The organism is Halomonas llamarensis (assembly GCF_023555005.1).
GTDB lineage: Bacteria > Pseudomonadota > Gammaproteobacteria > Pseudomonadales > Halomonadaceae > Vreelandella > Vreelandella llamarensis.
On the sequence record NZ_JAMJPJ010000008.1, the window covers coordinates 47,096 to 71,007 of the forward strand.

Here is a 23,912-nt window from a genome sequence, read left to right on the forward strand (position 1 = left end):
AGGGAGGCGCGAAATGCAACGCTATGATGTGATTATCGTCGGGGCGGGCCCGGCCGGGGTAGGTTTAGCTACCATGTTAGCAAAACTGCCCGATCTCGATTATGTACTGCTGGAAGGCGGGCGTATTGGTGAATCGCTGCGCCGCTGGCCCGCGCAAACGCGTTTTATCACCCCCTCGTTTTACAGCAACCCCTTCGGCCTGGCCGATCTCAATGCCGTGGATGCACTCAGTTCGCCCGCACTCTATTGCGGTGTAGAACACCCCAGCGGCGCCCAGTACGCCGACTACTTAAACTTTATTGCCCAGCAGCACGAGCTACCCATCCGTGAAGGCTGGCAAGTTCAGCAGGTAGCGCCTGCGGCGGACGGCGGCTTTTTTGTCAGTGGCGAACAGGGCGAGCTGCACACGCGCTTTCTGGTATGGGCCACCGGGGAGTATCAGTTTCCTGAACTGGCGCCATTCCCCGGGGCCAGTTGGTGTCCCCATTATGCCGAAGTGGAAAACTGGGCAGACTTCAGCGCCCCCCGCTATACGGTGATCGGCGGCTACGAAAGTGGCGTCGATGCAGCGGTCAACCTGGTGCAGCTGGGGCGCTCGGTGCGCCTGCTGGCGCGCAAATCCTCCTGGGATCCCAGCAGCCCCCACGACCCCAGCCTGTCGCTGTCGCCCTACACCCGGGGTCGCCTGGAAGCGGCGGTCAACACCGGGCGGCTGGAGATTGTCTTCGGCGCGGATATTGTCGAAGTCACCGCCAATGCGGCCAGCGGCTTTCGCATCCACGCCGCCGATGGCCGCCAATGGACCTGCGAACAGCCGCCGATTCTGGGCACCGGCTTTCTCAGCGGCGGCGGCGCCACCCAGATTGATGAATGGTGGGAGTGGGATGCGAAGGGGCAGGTAATACTCACCGAGCTGGACGAATCCACCCTAACGCCAGGGCTGTTTTTAGTCGGCCCTCAGGTGCGTCACGACCCGCAAATCTACTGCTTTATTTACAAGTTTCGTCAGCGCTTCAGCATGATCGCTACCTGTTTGGCCGAGCGCTTGGACATTGATGCCTGGGTACTGGAAGAGGATAACCAAGTGTGGGGCGCGTTCGGTAACCAGGAGTGCTGTGAGGATTGCCAATGCTGACCCTTAGCTCCCGCGACCGCTTACCCGCTGCCACGCTGACCTCCAGCTTGCTGGTGATGGCGATTATTATCGGCGCGCTACTCGGCCACTTTGCCCCCGACCGTGGTCAGTGGCTGGGCGATAACGTCGATACCACGCTGCTCACCATGATTGGCCTGCTATTTTTCAGCGTACGCCTGGACGTGCTTGCCCAACAGGCGGGCAACCTACGTTTTATCGCCATTGCCGTGGTGGCTAACTTCATTTTCGTGCCCCTGATTGGTTATGGCGTGGCGTCGCTATTTATGGCGGCGCACCCACTGCTGATGGTGGGGCTAGTGATCTACTTTGTGTCGCCCTGCACCGACTGGTTTCTGGGCTTTACCCGCCTGGCAGGAGGCAATGTCGCCTTAGGGATGGCGCTGATACCGATTAATATGGCGCTACAGCTGCTGCTTTACCCGTTCTATTTGCAGTGGTTTACCCCGCATACGGGCGCGATTGATCCCCAGTTAATCGCTACCACGCTGCTGCACTGGTTTTTGCTGCCAGCGATCGCCGCCCTAACGCTGCACTACACGCTACGCTTTATGCTTGGCGAGCAACGTTTTGAACAGTGCCTAACCTTTGCAGACCGCGCCACCCCCTGGGTGATTGCCCTGCTGGTGTTGCAAATCTTCGCCGGTAATATCGCCTCAATCCTCGCGCACCGCTATGTGTTTGCCTGGCTGCTGCTGTCGGTGTTTGTGTTCTTTGTGCTGACCTTCTTGCTTAGCGAAGCGCTCAGCCGCGGGTGCTGTCTGGACTACCCCGAACACGCGCTACTCACCATGACCATCGCCGCCCGTAATGCGCCGCTGATGCTGGCGGTGACCATGACGGTGCTGCCCGGCCAGCCGCTTATCTATGCCGCCCTGGTGATGGGTATGTTAGTGGAGTTTCCTCACTTGACGCTGCTAAGGCGCGTGCTAATAGTGCTCGAACGTCACCCTTATCCCTCCCGATGGCTCCACCGTCGTAATAGTGGTTAACCACGACGTCCTTATAATTGACGTCTATTTACCTAAAGGCCTTTTATGATCAGAAAAAATCCGCGTGGCGATTTGCCTAAAATTGCGCCCAGTGCCTTTGTTGATCCTACCGCCATTATTTGCGGCTTAGTGATCGTTGAAGAGAACGTCTTTATTGGCCCCTATGCCGTCATCCGGGCTGATGAAGTCGATGCCGATGGCCATATCGATCCCATCGTTATTGGTGCTCATTCTAATATTCAGGATGGCGTTGTTATGCATTCAAAATCCGGCGCCAAAGTGACGATAGGCCAACATACGTCAATCGCTCACCGAGCAATCGTGCATGGCCCTTGCTCGGTAGGCAGTCATGTATTCATCGGTTTTAACAGTGTGTTGTTCAACTGCGCGATCGAAGATAGATGTGTGGTGCGCTATAACGCAGTGGTTGATGGCTGCCATCTTCCTGCTGGGTTTTATGTTCACTCTACTGAACGCATTGGCCCCGAAACCGATTTGGCGCTTTTACCACAAGTCTCAACCGAAGCCAGTGAGTTCTCTGAAAATGTTGCCCGCACTAACAATGATTTGGTGCGCGGCTATAAGGCAATCCATAACGAGTTCTAAACGATGACAATGCCTACTTTGGAAAAGACAGTGACTATAACGCTGCCGGATGGCGCCGAGTGCCATTTTGATCACCGGGTTAGTGTCGCCGAGGTGGCGCACGCCATTGGCCCTGGGCTGGCGAAACAGACCCTGGCCGGTAAGCTCAATGGTCGCCTGGTCGATGCCTGCGAGGTGATTGATCACGATGCCCAGCTGCAGATCATTACCCCCAAGGATGATGAAGGGCTTGAGATTATCCGCCACTCCTGTGCCCATCTGGTCGGCCATGCGGTTAAGCAGCTTTACCCCAGCGCCACGATGGTGATTGGCCCGGTGATTGACGCTGGTTTCTACTACGATATCGCCTTTGAGCGTTCCTTTACGCCGAGTGATCTCGCTGCCATCGAAGCGCGGATGCACGAGTTGATCGCCCAAGAGTATGAGATTGTAAAACGCATGACGCCGCGGGATGAAGCGGCCAAGCTGTTCAAAGAGCGCGGTGAAACGTACAAGCAGCGCCTCATCGAAGAGATGCCTGAGGAGATCACCAGCGTGGGACTCTATATCCACCAAGAATATATGGATATGTGCCGTGGCCCCCACGTGCCCAATACCCGCTTTCTCAAAGCGTTCAAACTGACCAAGCTGGCCGGCGCCTACTGGCGGGGCGATGCCAACAACGAGCAGCTACAGCGCATCTATGGCATCGCCTGGGCGGATAAAAATCAACTGAAAGCGTATTTGCAGCGCCTTGAAGAGGCGGAAAAACGCGACCACCGACGCCTGGGCCGGGGTTTTGATCTGTTTCATTTTCAGGAAGATGCGCCGGGCGCGGTGTTCTGGCACCCCCGCGGCTGGGCGGTTTTCCAGCAACTGATCGACTATATGCGCCGCCGCCAGCAGGCAGCGGGCTATGTGGAGGTCAACTCCCCCGATGTGATGGATCGCAGCTTGTGGGAAATCTCCGGCCACTGGCACAACTACCGCGAGCATATGTTCACTACCGACACCGAGGATGGCCGCTCGCTGGCGCTCAAACCGATGAACTGCCCCGGCAGCGTGCTGCTCTACCGCCACGGTTTAAAAAGCTACCGCGACCTGCCCATTCGCATGGGCGAGTTTGGCAAGGTGCACCGCTACGAGCCCTCCGGCGCGCTCCACGGGCTGCTGCGGGTGCGCCACTTTACCCAGGACGACGCCCATATCTACTGCACCCCGGGCCAGATGGATGCCGAGTGCCGAGATGTGGTGGCCTTGGTGCTGGATATCTACCGCCAGTTCGGCTTTGAGGATGTGCGTATCAAACTCTCTACTCGGCCAGAGAGCCGCATGGGTGACGATGCCAGTTGGGATCTGCTGGAAGGCGCGCTGGAGCAGGCGTTGACGGGTATGGGCCTAGCCTATCAGCTCAACCCCGGCGAAGGCGCCTTCTACGGCCCGAAACTTGAGTTTGTGCTACGTGACGCCATTGGCCGCGACTGGCAGTGCGGCACGCTTCAGGTGGATATGAACCTGCCCGAGCGTTTTGGCCTGGAGTACGTGGCTAAAGACGGCCAGCGCAAGCGCCCCGTGATGCTGCACCGGGCGCTGTTTGGCTCACTAGAGCGCTTTATCGGCATTCTGATTGAGCACTATGCGGGCAAGCTACCAACTTGGCTGGCGCCGGTCCAGGCAATGGTAATGTCGATCACCGAAGAACATGCCAGCTATGCTCAGGTTGTGGCACAGTTGCTCAATGGGGCAGGCGTACGTACCGAGACTGACGTGCGCAACGAGAAAATCGGCTATAAAATTCGCGAACAAACCCTGCAGCGCATCCCCTTTCTGCTGGTGGCCGGTGCCAAAGAGCGTGACTCGGGCACCATCGCATTGCGCACTCGGGAGGGCGATGACCTGGGTGTATTGCCTGTTGATCAGGCTATGTCTTACCTGTCAGAGCATACTCAAGCACCGGACGCGCTTGAGTACCAAGCCGCTCAGCAGCGCCTTTTTGAGCAATTGCGCGCCCAAAAGGATATTGGGCAAGCGGGTTCAATATTTTCGTCGAGAGTCTCCGTTGAGCAGGTAGAAGAGGGTGACTTGTTAGCCCCCAAGTTTGACGCACAAGGTTTGCTTACCTGCGTTACCACCGATGCCACAACGGGTGATGTGCTTATGGTGGGCTATATGAACCAATCCGCCTTGGCAAAAACTATTCAAACCAAAGAAGCTCACTATTGGAGCCGATCACGGCAAATGCTCTGGCATAAAGGTGCGACCAGCGGCTTGGTACAAAAAGTGGAAGAGTTACGTGTTGACGACGACCAAGATGCGGTGTGGTTACGTGTCGGCGTGGCAGGATCGGGAGCCAGTTGTCATGTTGGCTACCGTTCATGCTTCTATCGTCGCATTCCGGTCGGCTTTGAGTGGCAGCCAGGCGGCGCATTGATATATGTGGAGCCCTCAAAAACGTTTGATCCAAAACAGATATATGGGGATCTACCCAACCCGACCATTCTTTAGGGTTATTCATGAGAGATAGGTAAAAAAGCAGCTTTTTTCGAACTCTCCAGTTCATGGCAACGGACGCGATGCGCCGTTACCAAGTGGCTTTTTGCCCTAAAATGATATGTTATATCGTGTTTTAAGTGAGGTTTACATATAGGTGACCAACGCTTGGGAACGGCTACTGCGGAGAAAACAGCGAACCGAGAGGTATTCCATGACTCGTATTTAGACCTACTGCAAGTTTAAGTTTTGAGGCCAAGGCACGCCAAGAGCGCTAGGAGCACCATTACCGCAAGGCGAAGTGGGAGTAGATTATGATGCAAGGTCAATCGTTACTGCCGATCAATGTATTGACTGGGTTCTTGGGGAGTGGAAAAACCACACTCCTGAACAGATGGGTTAACCAACCCTCTATGCGCAATACCCTGGTGGTGATCAATGAGTTTGGTGATATCGGATTGGATCATCAGCTGATCACTCACAGCGATGAACAAGTGGTCATCGAAATGAGTACCGGCTGCCTATGTTGCACGCTACGTGGTGATCTGAGCCGGACGCTGCAAGAAGCGCTTGACGATATAGCGGCACAAGACAAACCCCAGCCTTCCCGAGTCGTCATTGAAACCACTGGGCTAGCGGAGCCTACGTCTTTGCTGAAACTGCTGATGACGGATCACTGGCTAGCGCACCGCTTTAAGCTTGATAGCGTGGTGTGCTGCGTTGATGCGGCAAATGGTTTAGCAACGCTCGACGCCCACTGGGAGTCGCAACAGCAAATCGCGGTGGCCGACAAACTGCTAATGACCAAAACCGACCTGGCGAGCGAAGAGGGTGTGTCCCAACTGGCGAATCAATTGGCCAAGTTAAACCCAGCGGCGGAGCAGTGGCAGGTGATCAACGGCGAACTTTCGGCGGATTTGCTGGTGGGGGCAGGATTATATGGTGGCGACACCAAGGGTTTTCAGGTGGAGCAGTGGCTTAAAGCGGGCAGCTACGCTGTACATCAAGCAGACACTCATCCAGACGCTTTTTCCGCGCCGCTGAACCGTTCGCCATTGAGTACCCATCCGCCCGGTGGCTCCCCTCACAGCGACGGCATTAATGCTTTCTGCTTTAGCGTTAACGAGTTAATTGAGCCTGATGCCCTAGAAAGCTGGCTGGATATTTTGATGTCATTAATGGGCGACAAAATGCTGCGCATTAAAGCTATTGTGCACCTCACTGACCGGGAGGCGCCGCTAGCGTTACATGGTGTGCAACATATATTTCACCCGCCTGCGTCCCTGCCGGCAAACAGTGTGGGCGACCGCGTATCGCGCTTTGTGTTTATTACCCAAAACGTTGCGCCTGACACCGTGGCTGAGCTTTACAACTTCTTTCACTCTTCTAAAGAGGTAGACTAATGACCGTTTTAACCTTACCGGATATTGCCAGCCAAACCACTCGCTTATCGAGTACGTTGGCCTGGGTGGGCATGGAGGGCATTGCGCTACCTGTCCAGCTTGGCACTCACAGTGTCACGGCCAAACTGGACGCGGGGGTTAGCCTCGATGAGAGCGAAGCGCGCGGTATCCATATGTCGCGGCTCTATTTGGCGCTGGAACCGCTTGAAGACGCACCGCTTACCTTGCCAACGGTCAAGGATATATTAGACGCTTTTTTAACCAGCCAGGATGGGTTGTCCCAAGATGCGTACCTGAATGTGGAAGGCGAACTGCCGCTTAAGCGGCAAGCCTTGATTAGTCCGCTCGCCGGGTGGAAAAACTACCCCTTTTCACTGCGCTGCCAATTAACGCCCGATGGTTTTCGAGCTGACCTGGAGCTGACGGTGGGCTATTCGTCTACTTGCCCCTGCTCGGCGGCGCTGGCGCGGCAGTCTATCCAGCAAGCCTTTGAAGAAGATTTTTCAGAAATCCCGCTAACCCAATCGGCGGTATCGGCTTGGCTGGGCAGCGAAGAGGGCATATTAGCCACGCCCCACAGCCAGCGTAGTTTTGTCGAGTGCTCGCTACGATTATCCGAGGACGAAAACATTGAATCACCCGTAGCGGATTTGATGGACAATTTGATCAATCGTATTGAGGAAACACTCGGCACAGCGCTGCAAACCGCCGTGAAGCGCATCGACGAGCAGGCCTTTGCCCTTGCCAATGGGCAAAACCTGATGTTCTGCGAAGACGCGGCAAGGCGTGTGGATAAAGCTCTGCGGCAAGCGCCGGGGGTAGCCGGTTTCAAGCTGAAAGTCGTGCATGCCGAGAGTCTTCATGCTCACAATGCGGTGGCGCGCAGCGAGTGGAATGGGTGAGCGCCTCCATTATGAAAAGTGGTAGGTCGCAGTTTTGAATCAGCGTGTTAGCGGTATCTTTCTTCCCCGATTCAGAATGGGAATTTAAGCATGCCTGGCGGTCTTGGTCTTGCCAAATCGTAAGTGGCTATTGAGGGGTGAGGGTTGTATTTCCCTTCCACGTCTCCATCTAAGTGTATAAGGCACTATGCGAAATAACCTGACATGCATGCCTATACCGAACAGGAGTTCTCAATGAGCAAACGTATTCTTGTGGTGCTGACTTCGCACGACCAGCTAGGTGACACCGGTAATAAAACGGGCTTCTGGTTGGAAGAGCTCGCGGCGCCTTACTATGTGTTTAAAGATGCCGGGGCTGAACTTACGCTAGCGTCTCCTCTAGGGGGGCAGCCGCCGCTAGACCCAACCAGCGATGCGGAAGATAGCCAAACCGACGATACGCGTCGTTTCAAACAGGATTCAGAAGCACAAGCGGCGCTGGCGGCGACCCATCGGTTGGGCGATATGAAGGCCAATGATTTTGATGCGGTCTTTTATCCTGGCGGCCATGGCCCGCTATGGGATTTGGTCGATGACCCGGACTCCATTCGTCTCATTGAAACCTTTATCGCCCAGGGCAAGCCGGTAGCCAGCGTTTGTCACGCGCCGATTGTGCTGATCAACGCCAAAGACGCCGCAGGCGAGCCGCTTGTCAAAGGCCGAGCAGTGACTGGCTTTACCAACGGTGAAGAAGAGGCGGTAGGCCTCACACAGGTTGTGCCGCACTTGGTGGAAAATGCACTGCAAGCGTGTGGCGGCAAGTACAGTAAGGCAGGCGATTTTACCCCTTACGTGCGTGAAGATGGCCAGCTGATTACCGGCCAGAACCCGCCGTCTTCCGCGCCGACGGCAGAGGCATTGATTGCTTGGCTTGAACGCGCTTAGTACGAGTTAGCGTTGCCATCTCCGCAAAAAGCCCCGTTCAAAACGGGGCTTTTTTGTAACGGGGTTTTGTCGATAAAGCGTAAGCCAATCGGTAACGGTTAGCTGTCTTTATCGTCGTCTTTTTCGCTTTCGGGTTTCTCACTGCCTTGATGGCTAAGCGGGCTGGCTTGATCGAGGCGTGGGTGGTTATCGAGAAACTCACGCTTAATATCCGGCAATTTATCTAGCGACTGGATGGTATGCGTGAGCGCGTGAATGGCGGCGAGAACGTCTTGGGTATTGCCGGTTTCCGAGATGGTATGCATATTGCGGATCGGAAAGCCGATAGACGTGGCAGCGCTATCCACCGAGGCCAATACGCCCGCCATGCCATCGGTGCCGGTATCTACGCCGACGATATCGCGCTGCATGGGGATGTCGTGTGCTTTAGCGGCCTGGGCGATAACACGGTTTAACTGTTCGCTGGCGATAGAACCGACGGCCATCGTGAAACCTTTGCCCATTTCTAACGGCTGCATGCGCTTATCACCGATGCCCGGGGCGGCGACGTAATCGTGGTTCACATCGACGCCAATCAGCGCATCGGGTTTGAGTTCGCCAGCGAAAACGCGGCTACCGAAGCGTCCAATTTCTTCATAACTGGCAATCGCAAACATTACGCGTACTTGCTCGGTGCCGCCTGCTTCGGCAATGAGCCGGGCAATTTCGCTGGTGACAAAGCAGCCCAAGCCGTTATCTAGGTAAGCCCCAAAAAAGGTGTCGGGGCTAAAGCCGTGGCGAATCGGGCGGTCGAAGATAATCGAATCGCCGGGTTTTACACCTAGATTCAGCACCTGCTGCTTTTTGTTCTCGCCGTGGATTTGTAAATCCAAGTAGATCTGCTCTTTCTTTAAGCCTTTGCTGCCATCGCGCATCGCGGGGTCGGAAAAGTGGATGGCGCCGAGGGCTTCAACGGTGCCACCTTCAATGCTGCGGTAGCTGCCCGGTGCCTCCGGGTCTTCGCTGAACAGTTTAACCTCGTGGCCGATCAGCACGGTCGGCAAGAAAGAATCGGTGTTGATCCAGATTTTGCCGTCGTCACCGATTGAGCGCACTTGCATACGGATCTTGTCCGCGTGGCCGATGATCATCAGCTTGAACATATCATCGCGGCCGGGGTGGGTGTCGAGTACAACGCCGGCGTTGCCGCGGAACTGGTGTAGGTGCCAGTCGCTGGGTGCAAAGCTCTCAAAATGTGGCTTGAGCACACCGTACGTCATCGCGCCTTCCAAGCCCACGGGGCTCGGGGCGGCAAGAATGTCGCGCATCAGTTTAAACTGCGCGTCGGGCATTGGCTGGGTCCAGGGGGTCGTGTCGTGAGTTGTGCTATCGCTCATTAAAGGTGCTCCTTGATGGTGCTGTGATAAAAGCTTGTGTTAACACCCCATCTTAACAGCGGGTGGTTAATGACTTGTACATTCTTACAACGGCTGACCGACAATTTTCCCGGTGGGCTTAGGCATTTGCGCCAAAATCGACTAGCATGACGCGTTTTTCCCCATAGGAAGAACGATATGACGTCTGCCACTCAACCAAGAATTCAGTGGCTTGGCCGCTGGGGCTTTTTGCTGGCTGCCACAGGCTCCGCCGTGGGGCTGGGCAATATCTGGAAATTCCCTTATATCACCGGCGAATTCGGCGGCGGTGCCTTCGTGCTGGTCTATCTGGCGTGTATCTTAGCCGTTGGTGTGCCGGTGATGATGACGGAAATCGCTTTTGGTCGACGTGGGCGCGGCAGCCCGATCGATGCGATTCGTCGCGTGGTCAATGAATCCGGTGGCGGCTCAGCATGGTCGCTGATCGGCTGGATGGCCATGCTATGCGGCTTTTTGATTCTGTCGTTTTATGTCGTGGTAGCGGGCTGGTCGTTCTCCTATCTTTGGAAGATGCTTAGCGGCGGCTTAAGCGGCGAAAACGTGGATGACATGGTGGCGGTGTTTGTTGCTAATAACGAAAACCCGCTCAATCTGGGCTTTTGGAGCACGCTTGTGGCGCTGTTAACCATGTTCATCGTGGGCAAAGGCGTGCAAGAAGGGATCGAAAAAAACGTCAGTTGGATGATGCCGGGGCTGGTGGTGATGCTGTTGGTGCTGATCGTTTACGGTATGTTTTCTGGTGGCTTTGGTGAAGCGGTGACGTTTCTTTTTTCCTTTAACGCCGGGAGTCTTTCAAGCGAGGGGATGCTGGCCGCATTGGGGCATGCGTTTTTTACTTTGTCGCTGGCGTCTGGGGCCATTCTGACGTACGGCAGCTACCTACCCAAAAACGCCTCGATTGCCCGAACCACATTGGGGGTGGCGGCGGCTGATACCGTGGTCGCGCTGATGGCAGGATTGGCGATCTTTCCGGTCATCTTTGCTAACGGGATGAACCCGGGCCAAGGGCCGGGGTTGATCTTTATGAGCCTGCCGCTGGCATTTGACGCCATGCCGTTTGGCACGCTGTTTGGCATTCTCTTTTTTGCCATGCTTTCCATGGCGGCGCTGACCTCGTCGATCTCAATGGTTGAAGCAACGGTTTCCTGGCTGTGCGATAATAAAGGGCTTTCCCGTCGGGCGGCCGCCTGGGGCACCGGTATCGTGCTGTGGCTGGTTAGCACCTTGGCTATGCTGTCATTCAACTTGGGGGCCGAGTGGATGCTGGCGGGAAAAAACGTGTTCGACTGGCTTGATTATCTTACTGCGCGCTGGATGATGCCGCTGGGCGGGTTGGGCACGGTGGTGCTGGCCGGTTTTGTGCTCAAATCTGACGCCTTTCGTGAGGAACTGGGGCTGTCACCGCTACTTTACACGCTGTGGCTGACCATGGTGCGTTATGTAACCCCGCTGGGCATACTGGTGGTTTTTACCGATGCCCTGGGGATTTATTCGGTCACCTTTGCGGCACATTGGCCGTGGCTGCTGGCGATTCTGGTGGTGATGGTCGCCGTGGGTGAGGGGCTGAGCCCGCGCTTGCGCCAAGCACTTACTACCCCTGCCCGGCCATAACACGCTTAAGGCATCATTTCTGTGCTTTTATGGATCATATAGATTACGCCAGTCTCGCTAGCGGGCAAGCCACATGCCTACCGCTACAGCGCTTAATACGGTGATAAAAAAGATCCAGTTACGGGTGCGGGTATCGCGGTGGGGTTTCATGCAGACCTCTTGTAATCTAAAGGGGAATAGGCGCCAGTATCGCTAACGATATGACGGATGAAGCGTTGTGATGGTAGCGACTTACGCTTAACGGGTGAAGGAATTGAGATGACAACAGCGTCAAAAACACCAAAAGCAGACACGATGCCGCCCGCCGAGCCGTTAACGTTGGCTAACGGACGCTTGGCCGCGTTGAGCTGGGGTCGGCGCGATGCGCCCACGTGGCTTGCGCTGCACGGTTGGTTGGATAACGCCGCGAGCTTTTCCCGGCTGGCACCGTATTTAGTAAAGGCGCTGGATATTCGCATTGTGGCAATCGATTTTCGTGGCCACGGTGAGTCGTTAGGCGAGGGAGCGATTCAACACGATTATGCCCTTTGGGACTACTGTCACGATGTGCTCGATGCCATGGAGGAATTGGCGTTGTCGGAAGTCACATTGCTGGCGCACTCCATGGGCGCCGCCGTCAGCTGCTTGCTCGCTGCCTCCGTGCCCGAACGCGTCACACAGCTTTTGCTTATCGATGGTCTGGGGGCGATCACCACACCGCCAGAAGAGACAGCCGCGCAGCTGCGCAAGGGGCTGATTGCCCACCGGCGCCCGCGCTCAAGCCCGCCGCGCTATGTGAATATCGACAGCGCCGTGGCCGCGCGTGTAGCCGGGGGCGTCACGCCGATTGACGCGGAGTCGGCAAAGCCATTGGTGGCGCGCAACAGCCGTTTTGATGACGACGGCCATGTGTTACTGCGCACCGATGGCCGTCTGCTCAAACCATCACTGGTGCGTTTTACCCCGGCGCAGGTGCTGTCACTGCTGGGTGATATTCGCTGCCCGGTGCTGTTGATCGAAGGCGAAGGCGGCATTCTAGGCGAGCGCGCGTGGGCCAAAAAAGCCCGCCAGGCAGTGCCAGCGCTCACTCGGCAGGTATTGGCCGGTGGCCATCATTTGCATCTGGAACCGGCTGCGGTGGCGTCCGTCGCGCATACGATTATTCAGCACACGGACACTCAGCATTCGGACACTCAACAAACAGTGGCACGCCAAGACAATCAGGAGGCAACGCATGGATGAACTGACTCAATCAGTGCCAGCACATTCGGGCAATAAAGTCGCCTTGGTGCTGGGCAGCGGTGGCGCGCGGGGGTACGCCCATATCGGGGTGATCGACGCGTTAGAAGCCCGCGGATTTGAGATTATCTCGGTTTCCGGCTGCTCAATGGGCGCTGTGGTCGGAGGCGTTTATGCGGCGGGAAAGCTGCCTGAATACCGCGATTGGGTGAGCAAGCTCGATTATCTTGATGTGGTCAAACTGGTGGATGTGACCTGGAGCCCGATGGGCGCCATGCGCGCCAACAAGGTGATGGAGAAGCTCGAAAGCCTGGTCGGTGATATGCAGATCGAAGACCTGTCGATTCCGGTGACCACCGTGGCGACTGATTTGGTGCGTCAGCGTGAGGTGTGGTTCCAAAAGGGCTCATTGTTGCGTGCGATTCGCGCGTCTATCGCCGTGCCGGGTGTGATCACCCCGGTACACGCGGGCGATCAAGTGTTGGTCGACGGTGGTCTGCTGAATCCATTGCCGATTTTGCCTGCGGTGGCGGCTCACGAGGCGGATTGGGTCGTGGCGGTCAACGTGACTGCGCACAGCCCGCAGCCGGTGTCGCTGGAGGACATGCTGCCGCCAGCAGAAAACGCAGATAGCCGCCGCGATAGCAAACGTGATGACGAAGAACGCATCGGCGGATGGTTTGACGACGTACGAAACGCCACCCGCCGGTTATGGGAAGGGGTGGGTAACTTGGCAGGCGAAAAGGCCAGCAACGAAAGCGTCGAGGAACTCGGTAAGCGCGAATGGAGCAAGCTGGACATGGTGCTGGAGTCGTTCGATATTACCCAGGCAGCGCTGGCGAAATATAAGATTGCCGGCTACCCGCCGGATGTGCTGATCGAAGTGCCTAAAACCGTGTGTAGTGCTTACGAATTCCACCGCGCCAACGAACTGATTCGCTTAGGGCGCCACTTAACCGATAAGGCGTTGGATGCATCGCTACCGCCCGCTCTTGCGCAGCAGAACATAGACCGCGCCCGTGCCGCCGTCGATCTCGATAGCGGAGCAAAACGCTAGCACGCCGGGCCATTCGCGAAGCCACGCGTTGGTGTGGCTTTTTAGCACCGGGTAGTCTGCCGTGGTGCCCCATGCCTTGCCGTGGACGATCAGCACGCAGCGCATGTGCTGAGTGGCCGCGTCGCGCAAAAAGCTTTCTAGTTGGGCGCGGGCCTCTTCCAAGGTATAGCCGTGAAGGTCCAGCCCCGCCTGCCAAGCGGTGTGGCCGCGCTTGAGTTGGCTGAGCGTGCGCCATGGCAGATCAGGCACGGAAAATTCCAAATACTCCGACGGACGCACTGCTTCAACACGTCCATCAGACGTGCGCCCGGTGGTTTGTAGGCGTTGGCTTTCAACGGCGGCTTGACGGCGCACTGCCTGGTTGGCGGTATTGCGCTTGGGTTTGCCCGGATCAGCCCGGTTTCTGTCGATACGGCGCACGCCTGCCGCTTCCAATGCTTGGCGAAAGGCGCTGATATCGTCATCGTTGGGCGGATGGGGACGGCGTGTCATGGCAAACTCGAATGGGAAGGCGGGAAACGTTAGTGGAATGATCACAAAAGCGCACAGTATAGCGGCCTTAGCGCCGCTGTGAACCGGCCAATGTGAAAGGTACAATCCTTTTTATACCGTATCGACGGATTTAATGACCGCCTGCTAACTAGGAGCCACTGTGGCCACCACGCTTTCTTCTCAGTCTCAAGCCGCTTCACCCGCGGTGTCAACGCTTACGCTAAGCGATACGGACGTTACACAAGAACTTTACACCCTGCGCGACTATCTGCGCTGGGTCGCTAGCGAGTTTCATCTTGCGGGGCTGCATTATGGTCATGGTACCACCTCGGCGTGGGATGAAGCCGTGGCGCTTTGCTTGGGCGCGCTGCATCTGCCGTGGGATATTGATCCGGCGGTATTGGAGGCGCGCCTTTTGCTCATGGAGCGCGCCCGTATCGTGGCGCTTGCCCGTGCGCGCATCGAGACTCGCCGCCCGCTGCCATACCTGCTGGGCGAGGCTTTTTTTGCGGGGTTCCCGTTTAACGTCGATGAGCGGGTATTAATTCCGCGCTCGCCGATTGCGGAACTTATTGAAGATGGCTTTGCGGCGTGGTTTCCAGAGGAGCCGCCCCAACGGGTGCTGGATCTTTGCACTGGCTCGGGCTGTATTGGTATTGCCACCGCGCTTTATCTCCCCACCAGCGAGGTCATCTTGGCCGATATTAGCCAGGAGGCACTTTTCGTAGCAAAAGAGAACATTACCCGTCATGACGTGGGCGAGCGCGTGCGTGCGGTTGAATCCGATGTGTTTGGTGGTATAGCGGGGCACCGCTTTGACCTGATCGTTTCCAACCCGCCGTATGTGGATGCCCGTGATGTCGCCACCATGCCGGCGGAGTTTCGTCATGAGCCTACGTTGGCGCTCGGGGCGGGCAGCGATGGCCTGGACATCGTGCGGCGAATCCTGCGTGAGGCGCGCGGATATTTAACCGATGACGGCTGGCTGGTGGTGGAAGTAGGAAACTCAGATAGCCACGTTGAGGCGGCTTTCCCTGAGGTGCCTTTTATTTGGCTAGAATTCGAGCGTGGTGGCCAGGGTGTGTTTGCCCTTTCCGCCGCTGAACTCGACGCCCATGCGGCGTCTTTTGCGTGAGGAAATAACGCCCATGTCTGGCAATACGTTTGGCAAGCTATTTACCGTTACGACTTTTGGCGAGAGCCACGGCGCTGCTTTGGGTGCCATTGTTGATGGTTGCCCGCCGGGGCTGCCTCTCTCAGAGGAAAACCTTCAGCGCGACCTGGACCGCCGCCGCCCTGGTAGCTCACGCCATACCACGCAGCGCCAAGAGCCCGACCAAGTGCGCATACTTTCTGGCGTGTTTGAAGGCAAAACCACCGGGTGCTCAATCGGCCTTTTGATCGAGAACACCGATCAGCGCTCCAAAGATTACTCCAAAATCAAAGACCAGTTTCGCCCGGCGCATGCGGATTACACTTACCATCACAAATACGGTCATCGCGACTACCGTGGTGGCGGGCGCTCCAGCGCCCGGGAAACCGCCATGCGCGTCGCGGCGGGGGCCATCGCCAAGCAGTTTCTCGCGGCTCAAGGCGTGGTGATCCGCGGCTATATGAGCCAGCTAGGGCCGATCAAGATCGACTTCAAAACCTGGGAGTCCGTTGATCAGAACGCGTTTTTTAGCCCTGACCCGGATAAAGTGCCCGAGCTTGAGGCCTACATGGATCAGCTGCGCCGTGATCAAGACTCCGTGGGGGCGGAGATTACCGTGGTAGCGGAAGGCGTGCCCGTCGGGCTTGGGGAGCCGGTGTTTGACCGTTTGGACGCAGAGCTCGCTCATGGCTTAATGAGCATTAATGCCGTCAAAGGCATTGAGATCGGTGCCGGGTTTGCCAGCGTAGCCCAACGCGGTAGCGAACACCGCGATGAAATGTCGCCAGACGGTTTTCTCTCCAACCACGCGGGTGGCGTACTTGGCGGTATCTCCAGTGGGCAGCCGATTACTGCCCGCTTAGCGCTCAAGCCGACTTCGAGCATCACGACGCCGGGACGTTCCATTGATGTTTATGGCGAGCCGATTGAGATCGTAACCAAAGGGCGTCACGACCCTTGTGTGGGCATTCGCGCCACCCCCATTGCTGAGGCGATGATGGCGATCACCTTGGTAGATCACTGGTTGCGTCATCGTGGCCAAAATGCGGATGTTAGCGTTACCACCCCGCGGCTGGGTCAGTGCTGAAAGTCAATACTAAAAATAGTATTTAAAAAAACGCGGGAGATAATGCTAAAAAGAGCACTGACGAGTGTCCGCGAAAAGGCGTTAGCCGTTCACGGTGAAAGGGTGAAATGACTGCTACACTCAAGGTAGCGCGATGAGGAGAGAGCCATGAAAATAAACGTAGAATTTGACCTTACGCCAGATGAGTTTCGCCGCGCGCTGGGCTTACCGGATATTGAGGCGTTTCAACAAAACCTTTTGAATAACATTCAACGACAGATGGAGTCAGGGGTCGATGGCTATGATCCGATGAGTCTAATGAAGCCGTATTTGCAGCAGCCAATGATGCAGCAGGGGCTCTCACAAGGGTTAGCTAACTTTGGCACTTACCAGCAAATGATGATGGATATGCTAAAGCAAGCGGGTAATGCCAGTTATTCAACCGGAAGCTCGGAAGAGGGTTCGGAAGAGAGTCATGGCAGCACCTCATCGCAAGCGAAGCGCGATGCGACGTCGGAGAGCTCGGGTCAAGAAACATCCAGTAGCAGCGCCAGCAAAAACAGTTCCAGCAACAGTGATAGCAATGCTAGCAGCAGCGGTAGAAAATCGACGGCAGCATCCGCCCGCTCCCGTACCAAACGCGAGAACAGCTAGTAAACCACCCGTACTGGCAGTTGCAAAGGCGCAGTTGTAAAGGTGGAGTTGCAAAGACATAGGGGGTTGACTATTCTTTTTGCACTGCAGCAAAACTGACAGCACGCAACATACTAAGCACGCAACATACTAAGCACGCAACATACTAAGCACGCAACATACTAAGCACGTAACAATGTAAGCATGTCACGACTCAACCAAGGAGTAGATACCATGCAAGATAAAATGATGGACGCTTTCAACACGCAGACACGCCAACTTTTTGAGCCGATGCGCAAAGTCAATTCGCTGATGCTCAACAACATGGAAAAAATGACCCAGTACCAGCTGGAAGCCATGAAGCGCTACAGCCATATGGGGACTGAGCGCATGCGTAGTGCGAGCGAGATTGAGGATGCGGAAAGCTTGCAAGAATTCGGTGCCAAGCAAGCCGAAATGCTCAACGAGCTTTCGCAGCAAATGCAGGAAGATGCTCGTGCCATGAGCGAGATGAGCGTTGAGTTTAAGACAGAAATGGAAAAGCTGTTCAGCGAAGCCGGTAAGCAGATGAGCGAGCAGGCAAGCGCTGCGGCAAAAGCCGACCCAACGGCGAAGGCATCAAGCCAGTCATCGCGTAGCTCTAATAGCACCAAAAGCTAAGCAGTAGATAAGTGCGGCGCCTCAAGAGCGCCGCACTTTTGTTTCATCATTACGTGAACGTTGTGGGCTTGTTATCAAGCTTAGCCCGAAGCGTGAGGCGCTAAGTGCGCTTGCGCGGGTATGTATTAAGGGAGAGTAAGTATGCAATCAGGGTGGGAAATGCCATCTCAGGTAGATACGAATGCCTGGAACGCTCAGCTGAAAGAGATCGGTGAGCAGTACCAAGCCTTGATGCAGGATCTGCTCGCACGCCTAGCGCCAAGCGAAGCAGCAGACTCCGTTTACAGCGATATGCGCGAAAGTTTCGAAGCCGGGGCCAAGGCACTGGCGGAAAACCCTACGCTGCTGTGGCAGACCCAAGCGCGCTTAGTGCAAGACCAATGGCTGTTATGGCAGCAAGGTGTGCGCTCCATGGCGGGAGAAGACGTCGAACCGTTGATCCAGCCTGCAAAAGGGGATCGTCGCTTTAAAGACGAAGCTTGGACGCAAGAGCCTTACTATCTCGCCATCATGCAGCAATACCTGCTGTTCTCTCAGCTGGTGGAAGAGTTGATCGAGAGCCTTGACGGCTTGGATGAAACTCGCAAGCATCATTTGCAGTTTTATGCACGTCAAATGGTTAACGCCATGGCGCCGACTAACTTTGTGGCCACTAATCCGGAAGTGATGCGCTGCACACTGGAAACACGCGGTCAAAATCTCGTCGATGGGCTGACCCGTTTGCGTGAAGACCTGGAAAACTCGGCAGAAGGCATTAACGTACGTATGACAGATCGCGGCGCTTTTGGCGTGGGCGACAACATTGCCGTTACGCCGGGTGCGGTGGTGTACGAAAACGAACTGATTCAGCTAATCCAGTACACGCCGACGACGGAGAAAACGTTCAAAACACCTCTTCTGGTCGTCCCTCCCTGGATCAACAAGTATTACATTCTGGACCTGCGCCAGGATAACTCGCTTATGAAATGGTTGGTGGATCAAGGCCATACCGTGTTTTTGATCTCCTGGCGCAACCCTGGGCCTGCACAACGCGATCTCACCTGGGCGGACTACGTGCAAATGGGGCCAATCAGTGCGATTGAGGCCATTGAGCAAGCGTGTGGTGAAAAATCCGTCAACCTGATGAGTTACTGCATCGGGGGGACACTGACCGCATCGGTGATGGCGTATCTCACTAGCACACGACGCGGTCGCAAGGTAAAGTCTGTGACCTATATGGCCACGCTGCAGGACTTCCGCGACCCTGGAGATGTCGGGGTGTTCCTCAATGAGCAGGTTGTGCAAGGTATTGAGCGCACAATAGAAAACAAAGGCTATTTAGATGGCCGCTCCATGGCGTATACCTTTAATTTGTTGAAAGAAAATGATTTGTTTTGGTCGTTCTACATCGGCAACTATTTGAAAGGCGAAATGCCGCCAGCGTTTGATCTGCTGTATTGGAATACCGATGGTACCAACCTACCGGCAGGGACGCATGCGTGGTATTTGCGCCACATGTACTTAGAAAACCGTTTGGTCGAGCCAAATGGTATTGAACTGGATGGCGTAAAGATTGATCTACGCAAGGTATCGACACCAAGCTACTTCATCTCTACGAAAGAAGATCATATTGCCAAGTGGAACAGTACCTACTACGGCGCACTGCTACCCAAAGGGCCGGTAACTTTTGTGCTCGGCGGCTCGGGCCATATTGCGGGGATCGTGAATCCGCCGCATAAGAACAAGTATGGCTACTGGACCAACAGCGAGCTTCCGGACACGCACGACGCGTGGTTTGAAGGGGCTACCTTTAATGAGGGCTCTTGGTGGCCGCATTGGCAGGCGTGGATGACCGAAAACGGCTATGCCGATAACGACAAAATGGTACCGGTGCGCCAGCCAGGCGAAGGCGAACTCTCTATTATCGAGCCCGCGCCGGGTCGCTATGTGCGCCAGACCATTCCTGAGGTGTTAGGCGAGGCAGCGGCAGATGCAATGAAAAGTGCCGCAGCGGCCAACAGCAGTCATCCAAAAACACAAGCGTGAAGTTTTTGACGACAGGGGTAGCCTTGTTAACACTTAGACAGCAGAAGGGCGCCTTTAATGGCGCCCTTCTGCTGTCTGACCCGAGGCGGGATGTGTAGAGAGCCCTATGCAGGGTTGCGTACGCGCAAACCTGGTAGGACTAAGAGCACGGCAAGAAGCCACGTAGGCCAGCTCCCCATGCGGGTAAACGGCGTAAAGCCCTGCATGGCATACACGTCACCGGTAAGGGTGGCGGCTTCAAACTGCGGCGCGCGCGCCACGATGCGGCCTTGCGCGTCGATGATGGCAGTAATTCCATTGCTAGTGGCGCGGGCTACATAGCGGCCGTTTTCTAACGCGCGCAGCCGGGCCATTTGCAGGTGCTGATGCGGGCCGATAGAAGCGCCAAACCACGTATCGTTGGAGACCGTCATCAGCACGTTACTCTCGCGAGCGCGTTTGGCCACTAATTGTGGGTAGATGATTTCATAACAAATAGCATTGCCCAGCGTAACGCCAGCTGCCTGAATAGGCGCTTGGCCACTCTCGCCGGGTGTAAAGGTCGACATGGGAAGGTCGAAAAAATTAATCGCCCCGCGCAGTACGCTTTCAAGCGGTAAGTACTCACCGAAAGGGACAAGATGCTCTTTGTGGTAGCTTCCTTCGACGTTACCCACGCCAATCACACTATTGAAAAAGCGCCCGCTTTCATCGCGTTGAACAATGCCGGTGAGCAGTGCGGTGTCCGTCGCAAGGTTTGCTTGGACACGCTCTAGCACCGGCCGCGCTTGTGTCTCGACCATGGGGAGCGCCGTTTCCGGCCACAGAATCAGGTCGATGTCGTCATCGAGCGCGCGGGTCAGCTCCATATAGGTGTTAGCCGCCTTGCGCTGCCCTTCGGGTGTCCACTTGATAAGCTGGGGGAGGTTGCCCTGTAAAAGTGCCACGCGAGTGGGGGTATCGCTGGGTGTTGTCCACTGCGTTGGCAAGACGAAGGGCGTCACCCAGATAGCGGCAAGAGGGGCTAGTGTCCAGATGCGGCGGCTAAAGAGTAGCTCCGCGCCAAGCGCGCCGCTAAAGGCGACAAAGAGCGAGAGCAGATAAACGCCGCCAATCGGCGCCCAGGGAGCGAGCGGTGAGTCGACATGGCTTGATCCGAGCAGCAACCAAGGGAAGCCGGTAAAGAGGTAGGTGCGCAACACTTCGCCTAGCACCCAAGCCCCGGCAAACGTTAATAGCGCAAAGCGGGGGGTGGTAAAGCGCCGGTAGAGCCAAAAAGTGCCAGCAAAAAAGAGGGCGAGGATAACCACGAACAGCACGGTTAAAAACGTCGCCAGTGGAACGCTGGTGTAGCCGTAGTCGTGAATCGATACGTATACCCACGAAGTGCCGCTGGCGAAAAGCCCGACCCCGTAACACCATCCTTTAAACGCGGCTTGCGCGGGCGTTAACACATGAACACCGAGGTACATCAGGCCCGCTGCCACAGGGCCAAGCCACCAGAGTTCAAAAGGCGAGGCGGTTAGTGTGGTGAAGCCACCGGCCACAAGGGCGATAATAAACTGTGCGCCAAGCGCGAAAGAGAGTCCCGTCTTCATCAGCGGATATCCTATCGAAGTGATGAGCCGTCTGGCCGGTGGCGTTAGTCGTCGGTCTCTACGTCGCTACCGTCGTAGTAGACTTCTAGCAGACGAATGCGGCGATTGTCGGCATTCATCACGCTAAAGTGCCAGCCGCCCAGCGATGTTTCTTCACCGCGGCGGGGAAGGTGGCCAAACTGCTGCATCACCAAGCCGCCCAGTGTATCGAACTCGTCATCGGAAAAGTGAGTGCCAAAGCGCTCGTTGAAGTCTTCGATAGGCGTAAGGGCGCGCACCGCGTAGCGGTCATCGTCCAAGGCGCGAATATCGTCTTCTTCATCGGTGTCGTGTTCGTCTTCGATATCGCCGACGATTTGCTCAAGGATGTCTTCAATGGTGATGATGCCAGCGGTACCGCCGTATTCGTCAACGACAACCGCCATGTGGTTATGGGTGTCGCGAAACTCTTTGAGTAGGCTGTTTAAGCGCTTGGATTCGGGGATGAACATCGCGGGTCGCAGAATGTCGTCCAATTTGAAGGCATCGCGCTGAGCTTGGGTTTGCGATAAAAGCGGCAGTAAATCTTTAACCAGCAAAATCCCCTTCACCTCATCAAGGTTCTCGCCAATCACCGGGTAGCGCGAGTGCCCGGTTTCTTGGATGAGCGGTAGGTAATCGTCGCTAGATTGATCAAGGGGAATGGCGGCGACTTGAGAGCGCGGGATAAGGATTTCTCGCACCTGCTGATCGCTGATTTGTAGCGCCCCTTCAATGATCATCATGGCATCTTGGTCCAGCTTCAAGCGCCCGGCGGTGTGGCGCAAAAATGCCATTAACTCATTGCGGGAGCTAGGCTCATCGCTGTCGCCAGAGAGGGCGCCTAAGAGTTTTTCGATCCAGGTTTTTTGATGGGGCGTACTCGATCGGTCTTCGCTCATGCGGTTGATCTTCTCTTATTTGCGGACACTTGTTTGCGGACATTAGCCATTGGATGACGAAGGCAACGCTTAAGATGCTCGGTATGGGTCGGGAATACCAAGATCGGCTAGGATCTGGCATTCCAGCTGCTCCATGACCTCGGCCTCGTTGTCTTCTATATGATCGTAGCCTAACAAATGCAAGGTGCCATGAATCACCATGTGGGCATAATGCTGTGCGAGCGGCTTGTGTTGTTGTTGGGCTTCTTGATCGACGATCGCGTGGCAGATCACGAGATCCCCTAGTAACGGAATCGGCACCTCGGGCGGTGCCTCAAAGGGAAACGATAGCACATTGGTCGGCGTGTCTTTATCGCGATAATCACGATTAAGTGCTTGGCTTTCGGATACGTCCACCAGTCGAACCGTGACTTCATGGCGCGTTTCCGCTGGGTGGTGTGCCAATACACGGCCAACCCAGTCGGCGAGCTCGGCTTCGCTGGGCAGGGCGTTGGCGTCGACGGCGACCTGGCGGTCGACTATCGCGGGGTCTCGATTTGCCTGATGCGCCGTTGGCGTACTCACCGGGTATTATCCTCGCGTGCTTGTAAGCGGGCTTCGCGCTCCTGCTGGCGCTTTTCACGTTGTTCGCGTTCTTCGGCTTCTTGCTGCGACTCAAAAGCGTCGTAGGCTTCAATAATACGCTGCACCAGCGGATGACGGACCACGTCTTTGGCGGCGAAGTGTGTCACGCCAATGCCGGGCGTTCCCTTGAGTACCTCTAGCACTTGAATCAGCCCTGAGCGTTGCCCGCGTGGCAGATCGACTTGAGTCACGTCACCGGTGATAACGGCGGTAGAGCCAAAGCCGATACGGGTGAGGAACATTTTCATTTGCTCGGGCGTGGTGTTTTGGCTCTCATCCAAAATGATGTAGGCGTTATTGAGCGTCCGGCCACGCATGTACGCCAGCGGTGCGATTTCGATTACCTGGCGCTCAATCAACTTAGCGACTTGCTCAAAACCGATCATCTCGTAGAGAGCGTCATACAGCGGGCGCAGGTAAGGATCAATCTTCTGGGCCAAATCGCCGGGCAGAAAGCCCAATTTTTCACCCGCTTCTACCGCTGGGCGAACCAGCAGAATACGGCGAACTTCTTGTTGGTTGAGCGCCTCGACAGCGGCGGCAACAGCAAGATAGGTTTTGCCGGTGCCCGCCGGGCCGATACCAAAGTTGATATCGTGTTCGCGGATGCTGTTGACATAACGCTGTTGGTTCAAGCCGCGAGGCTTAATCATGGTCCGCGGGGTGCGCATGACGACATCGCCGTCTTCGCTGTCGTCTTCATCGTCGAGTGCTTCAAGTCCCGATTCCTGAAGGAACAGGTGCACAGTATCAGGCTCAAGCTCACTTGCTGAGGTTTCACGGTAGAGGTGTTCTAGCACGTTGGCCGCCGCTTTGATGCGGTTGGCCGCGCCTGCAAGCTGGAAAACGTTGCCTCGGTTGCGCAGCGTGACATCCAAACGGCTTTCAATCAGTTTCAGATGCTCATCTTGCTGGCCACAAAGGCTCGCAAGCCGCTGAGGGTCATTCGGTTCAAGGCTTAACGTAATAATGCGGTTGGCCTGAGAGGATGGCTGGCTCAAGAGAGAAGAAC

General features: G+C 55.9%; 20 protein-coding genes and 2 pseudogenes. 16 read left to right on the plus strand and 6 right to left on the minus strand.

What is annotated here, in order from left to right; genetic code table 11:
- Positions 1 to 13: 13 nt before the first annotated feature.
- From M8006_RS07225 to M8006_RS07260, 8 genes and pseudogenes are all read left to right on the plus strand, one after another.
- Entirely contained in the window at positions 14 to 1,135 is a 1,122-nt protein-coding gene (locus tag M8006_RS07225; protein WP_250080787.1) for an NAD(P)/FAD-dependent oxidoreductase, read from the plus strand.
- Entirely contained in the window at positions 1,129 to 2,145 is a 1,017-nt protein-coding gene (locus tag M8006_RS07230) for an arsenic resistance protein (RefSeq protein ID WP_250080788.1), read from the plus strand. The genes M8006_RS07225 and M8006_RS07230 overlap by 7 nt, the downstream gene beginning before the upstream one ends.
- Before the next feature lie 45 nt (positions 2,146 to 2,190).
- A complete protein-coding gene (locus M8006_RS07235; protein WP_250080789.1) occupies positions 2,191 to 2,751 on the plus strand; it encodes a DapH/DapD/GlmU-related protein in 561 nt (186 codons plus the stop codon).
- Positions 2,752 to 2,760: 9 nt separating this feature from the next.
- Positions 2,761 to 4,671, plus strand: a pseudogene (gene thrS / locus M8006_RS07240) (threonine--tRNA ligase); the annotation flags it as partial.
- A 138-nt stretch (positions 4,672 to 4,809) separates the two neighbouring features.
- Positions 4,810 to 5,235 (plus strand): annotated as a pseudogene (hisI, locus tag M8006_RS07245) (phosphoribosyl-AMP cyclohydrolase); the annotation flags it as partial.
- A gap of 299 nt (positions 5,236 to 5,534) precedes the next feature.
- Positions 5,535 to 6,623: a CobW family GTP-binding protein gene (locus M8006_RS07250; RefSeq protein WP_347709748.1), complete on the plus strand. Its 1,089-nt coding sequence runs from the start codon at positions 5,535 to 5,537 to the stop codon at positions 6,621 to 6,623.
- On the plus strand, positions 6,623 to 7,525 hold the full coding sequence (gene folE2, locus M8006_RS07255) for a GTP cyclohydrolase FolE2 (protein ID WP_250080790.1): 903 nt from the start codon (positions 6,623 to 6,625) through the stop codon (positions 7,523 to 7,525). Before M8006_RS07250 ends, folE2 begins: the two co-directional genes overlap by 1 nt.
- 234 nt (positions 7,526 to 7,759) lie before the next feature.
- A complete protein-coding gene (locus M8006_RS07260; protein ID WP_250080791.1) occupies positions 7,760 to 8,449 on the plus strand; it encodes a type 1 glutamine amidotransferase domain-containing protein in 690 nt (229 codons plus the stop codon).
- 98 nt (positions 8,450 to 8,547) lie between these two features.
- Here the strand turns inward: M8006_RS07260 and M8006_RS07265 are convergent, their stop codons facing one another.
- Positions 8,548 to 9,825: a M20/M25/M40 family metallo-hydrolase gene (locus M8006_RS07265; protein WP_250080792.1), complete on the minus strand. Its 1,278-nt coding sequence runs from the start codon at positions 9,823 to 9,825 to the stop codon at positions 8,548 to 8,550.
- Positions 9,826 to 10,002: 177 nt separating this feature from the next.
- Between M8006_RS07265 and M8006_RS07270 the strand changes: the two genes are divergently transcribed.
- From M8006_RS07270 to M8006_RS07280, 3 genes are all read left to right on the plus strand, one after another.
- Positions 10,003 to 11,475 (plus strand): sodium-dependent transporter, encoded by a 1,473-nt coding sequence (locus tag M8006_RS07270; RefSeq protein WP_250080793.1) that lies wholly within the window; start codon positions 10,003 to 10,005, stop codon positions 11,473 to 11,475.
- Between the two features lie 258 nt (positions 11,476 to 11,733).
- Entirely contained in the window at positions 11,734 to 12,696 is a 963-nt protein-coding gene (locus tag M8006_RS07275; protein ID WP_250080794.1) for an alpha/beta fold hydrolase, read from the plus strand.
- Positions 12,689 to 13,750, plus strand: coding sequence for a patatin-like phospholipase family protein (locus M8006_RS07280; RefSeq protein ID WP_250080795.1), 1,062 nt, complete (start codon positions 12,689 to 12,691; stop codon positions 13,748 to 13,750). Before M8006_RS07275 ends, M8006_RS07280 begins: the two co-directional genes overlap by 8 nt.
- Here the strand turns inward: M8006_RS07280 and M8006_RS07285 are convergent.
- Positions 13,673 to 14,242, minus strand: coding sequence for a Smr/MutS family protein (locus M8006_RS07285; RefSeq protein ID WP_250080796.1), 570 nt, complete (start codon positions 14,240 to 14,242; stop codon positions 13,673 to 13,675). The two genes, M8006_RS07280 and M8006_RS07285, sit on opposite strands and share 78 nt — an antisense overlap.
- 160 nt (positions 14,243 to 14,402) lie before the next feature.
- On the opposite strand from M8006_RS07285, the gene prmB reads away from it, so the two are divergent.
- The 5 genes from prmB (at position 14,403) to phaC (ending at position 19,779) form a co-directional block, all read left to right on the plus strand.
- Positions 14,403 to 15,377 (plus strand): 50S ribosomal protein L3 N(5)-glutamine methyltransferase, encoded by a 975-nt coding sequence (gene prmB, locus M8006_RS07290; protein WP_250080797.1) that lies wholly within the window; start codon positions 14,403 to 14,405, stop codon positions 15,375 to 15,377.
- A gap of 13 nt (positions 15,378 to 15,390) precedes the next feature.
- The gene (aroC, locus tag M8006_RS07295) at positions 15,391 to 16,482 is read left to right on the plus strand and encodes a chorismate synthase (RefSeq protein ID WP_250080798.1); all 1,092 of its coding nucleotides are present in this window, start codon (positions 15,391 to 15,393) and stop codon (positions 16,480 to 16,482) included.
- 147 nt (positions 16,483 to 16,629) lie between these two features.
- Positions 16,630 to 17,115 carry a hypothetical protein gene (locus M8006_RS18360; protein WP_430886811.1) on the plus strand — a complete coding sequence of 162 codons (486 nt, stop codon included), beginning with the start codon at positions 16,630 to 16,632 and terminating at the stop codon, positions 17,113 to 17,115.
- 213 nt (positions 17,116 to 17,328) lie between these two features.
- Entirely contained in the window at positions 17,329 to 17,754 is a 426-nt protein-coding gene (locus tag M8006_RS07305) for a phasin family protein (protein ID WP_250080799.1), read from the plus strand.
- A gap of 141 nt (positions 17,755 to 17,895) precedes the next feature.
- Positions 17,896 to 19,779: a class I poly(R)-hydroxyalkanoic acid synthase gene (phaC, locus tag M8006_RS07310; protein ID WP_250080800.1), complete on the plus strand. Its 1,884-nt coding sequence runs from the start codon at positions 17,896 to 17,898 to the stop codon at positions 19,777 to 19,779.
- A gap of 104 nt (positions 19,780 to 19,883) precedes the next feature.
- On the opposite strand, the gene lnt is transcribed toward phaC, so the two are convergent.
- The 4 genes from lnt to M8006_RS07330 all read right to left on the minus strand — a co-directional run bounded on the left by lnt (position 19,884) and on the right by M8006_RS07330 (position 23,901).
- A complete protein-coding gene (gene lnt, locus M8006_RS07315) occupies positions 19,884 to 21,356 on the minus strand; it encodes an apolipoprotein N-acyltransferase (protein WP_250080801.1) in 1,473 nt (490 codons plus the stop codon).
- 44 nt (positions 21,357 to 21,400) lie between these two features.
- Positions 21,401 to 22,276, minus strand: coding sequence for a CorC family transporter (locus tag M8006_RS07320; protein ID WP_250080802.1), 876 nt, complete (start codon positions 22,274 to 22,276; stop codon positions 21,401 to 21,403).
- A 69-nt stretch (positions 22,277 to 22,345) separates the two neighbouring features.
- Positions 22,346 to 22,840, minus strand: coding sequence for an rRNA maturation RNase YbeY (gene ybeY, locus M8006_RS07325; protein WP_250080803.1), 495 nt, complete (start codon positions 22,838 to 22,840; stop codon positions 22,346 to 22,348).
- A complete protein-coding gene (locus M8006_RS07330) occupies positions 22,837 to 23,901 on the minus strand; it encodes a PhoH family protein (protein WP_250080804.1) in 1,065 nt (354 codons plus the stop codon). The genes ybeY and M8006_RS07330 overlap by 4 nt, the downstream gene beginning before the upstream one ends.
- Positions 23,902 to 23,912 lie beyond the last annotated feature (11 nt).

Excerpts from the sequence above, each read along its gene's own strand:
- M8006_RS07225 (WP_250080787.1), top strand. The coding sequence starts at position 14 with ATGCAACGCTATGATGTGATTATCGTCGGGGCGGGCCCGGCCGGGGTA.
- M8006_RS07230 (WP_250080788.1), top strand. The coding sequence starts at position 1,129 with ATGCTGACCCTTAGCTCCCGCGACCGCTTACCCGCTGCCACGCTGACC.
- M8006_RS07235 (WP_250080789.1), top strand. The coding sequence starts at position 2,191 with ATGATCAGAAAAAATCCGCGTGGCGATTTGCCTAAAATTGCGCCCAGT.
- M8006_RS07250 (WP_347709748.1), top strand. The coding sequence starts at position 5,535 with ATGATGCAAGGTCAATCGTTACTGCCGATCAATGTATTGACTGGGTTC.
- folE2 (WP_250080790.1), top strand. The coding sequence starts at position 6,623 with ATGACCGTTTTAACCTTACCGGATATTGCCAGCCAAACCACTCGCTTA.
- M8006_RS07260 (WP_250080791.1), top strand. The coding sequence starts at position 7,760 with ATGAGCAAACGTATTCTTGTGGTGCTGACTTCGCACGACCAGCTAGGT.
- M8006_RS07265 (WP_250080792.1), bottom strand. The coding sequence starts at position 9,825 with ATGAGCGATAGCACAACTCACGACACGACCCCCTGGACCCAGCCAATG.
- M8006_RS07270 (WP_250080793.1), top strand. The coding sequence starts at position 10,003 with ATGACGTCTGCCACTCAACCAAGAATTCAGTGGCTTGGCCGCTGGGGC.
- M8006_RS07275 (WP_250080794.1), top strand. The coding sequence starts at position 11,734 with ATGACAACAGCGTCAAAAACACCAAAAGCAGACACGATGCCGCCCGCC.
- M8006_RS07280 (WP_250080795.1), top strand. The coding sequence starts at position 12,689 with ATGGATGAACTGACTCAATCAGTGCCAGCACATTCGGGCAATAAAGTC.
- M8006_RS07285 (WP_250080796.1), bottom strand. The coding sequence starts at position 14,242 with ATGACACGCCGTCCCCATCCGCCCAACGATGACGATATCAGCGCCTTT.
- aroC (WP_250080798.1), top strand. The coding sequence starts at position 15,391 with ATGTCTGGCAATACGTTTGGCAAGCTATTTACCGTTACGACTTTTGGC.
- M8006_RS18360 (WP_430886811.1), top strand. The coding sequence starts at position 16,630 with ATGAAAATAAACGTAGAATTTGACCTTACGCCAGATGAGTTTCGCCGC.
- M8006_RS07305 (WP_250080799.1), top strand. The coding sequence starts at position 17,329 with ATGCAAGATAAAATGATGGACGCTTTCAACACGCAGACACGCCAACTT.
- phaC (WP_250080800.1), top strand. The coding sequence starts at position 17,896 with ATGCAATCAGGGTGGGAAATGCCATCTCAGGTAGATACGAATGCCTGG.
- lnt (WP_250080801.1), bottom strand. The coding sequence starts at position 21,356 with ATGAAGACGGGACTCTCTTTCGCGCTTGGCGCACAGTTTATTATCGCC.
- M8006_RS07320 (WP_250080802.1), bottom strand. The coding sequence starts at position 22,276 with ATGAGCGAAGACCGATCGAGTACGCCCCATCAAAAAACCTGGATCGAA.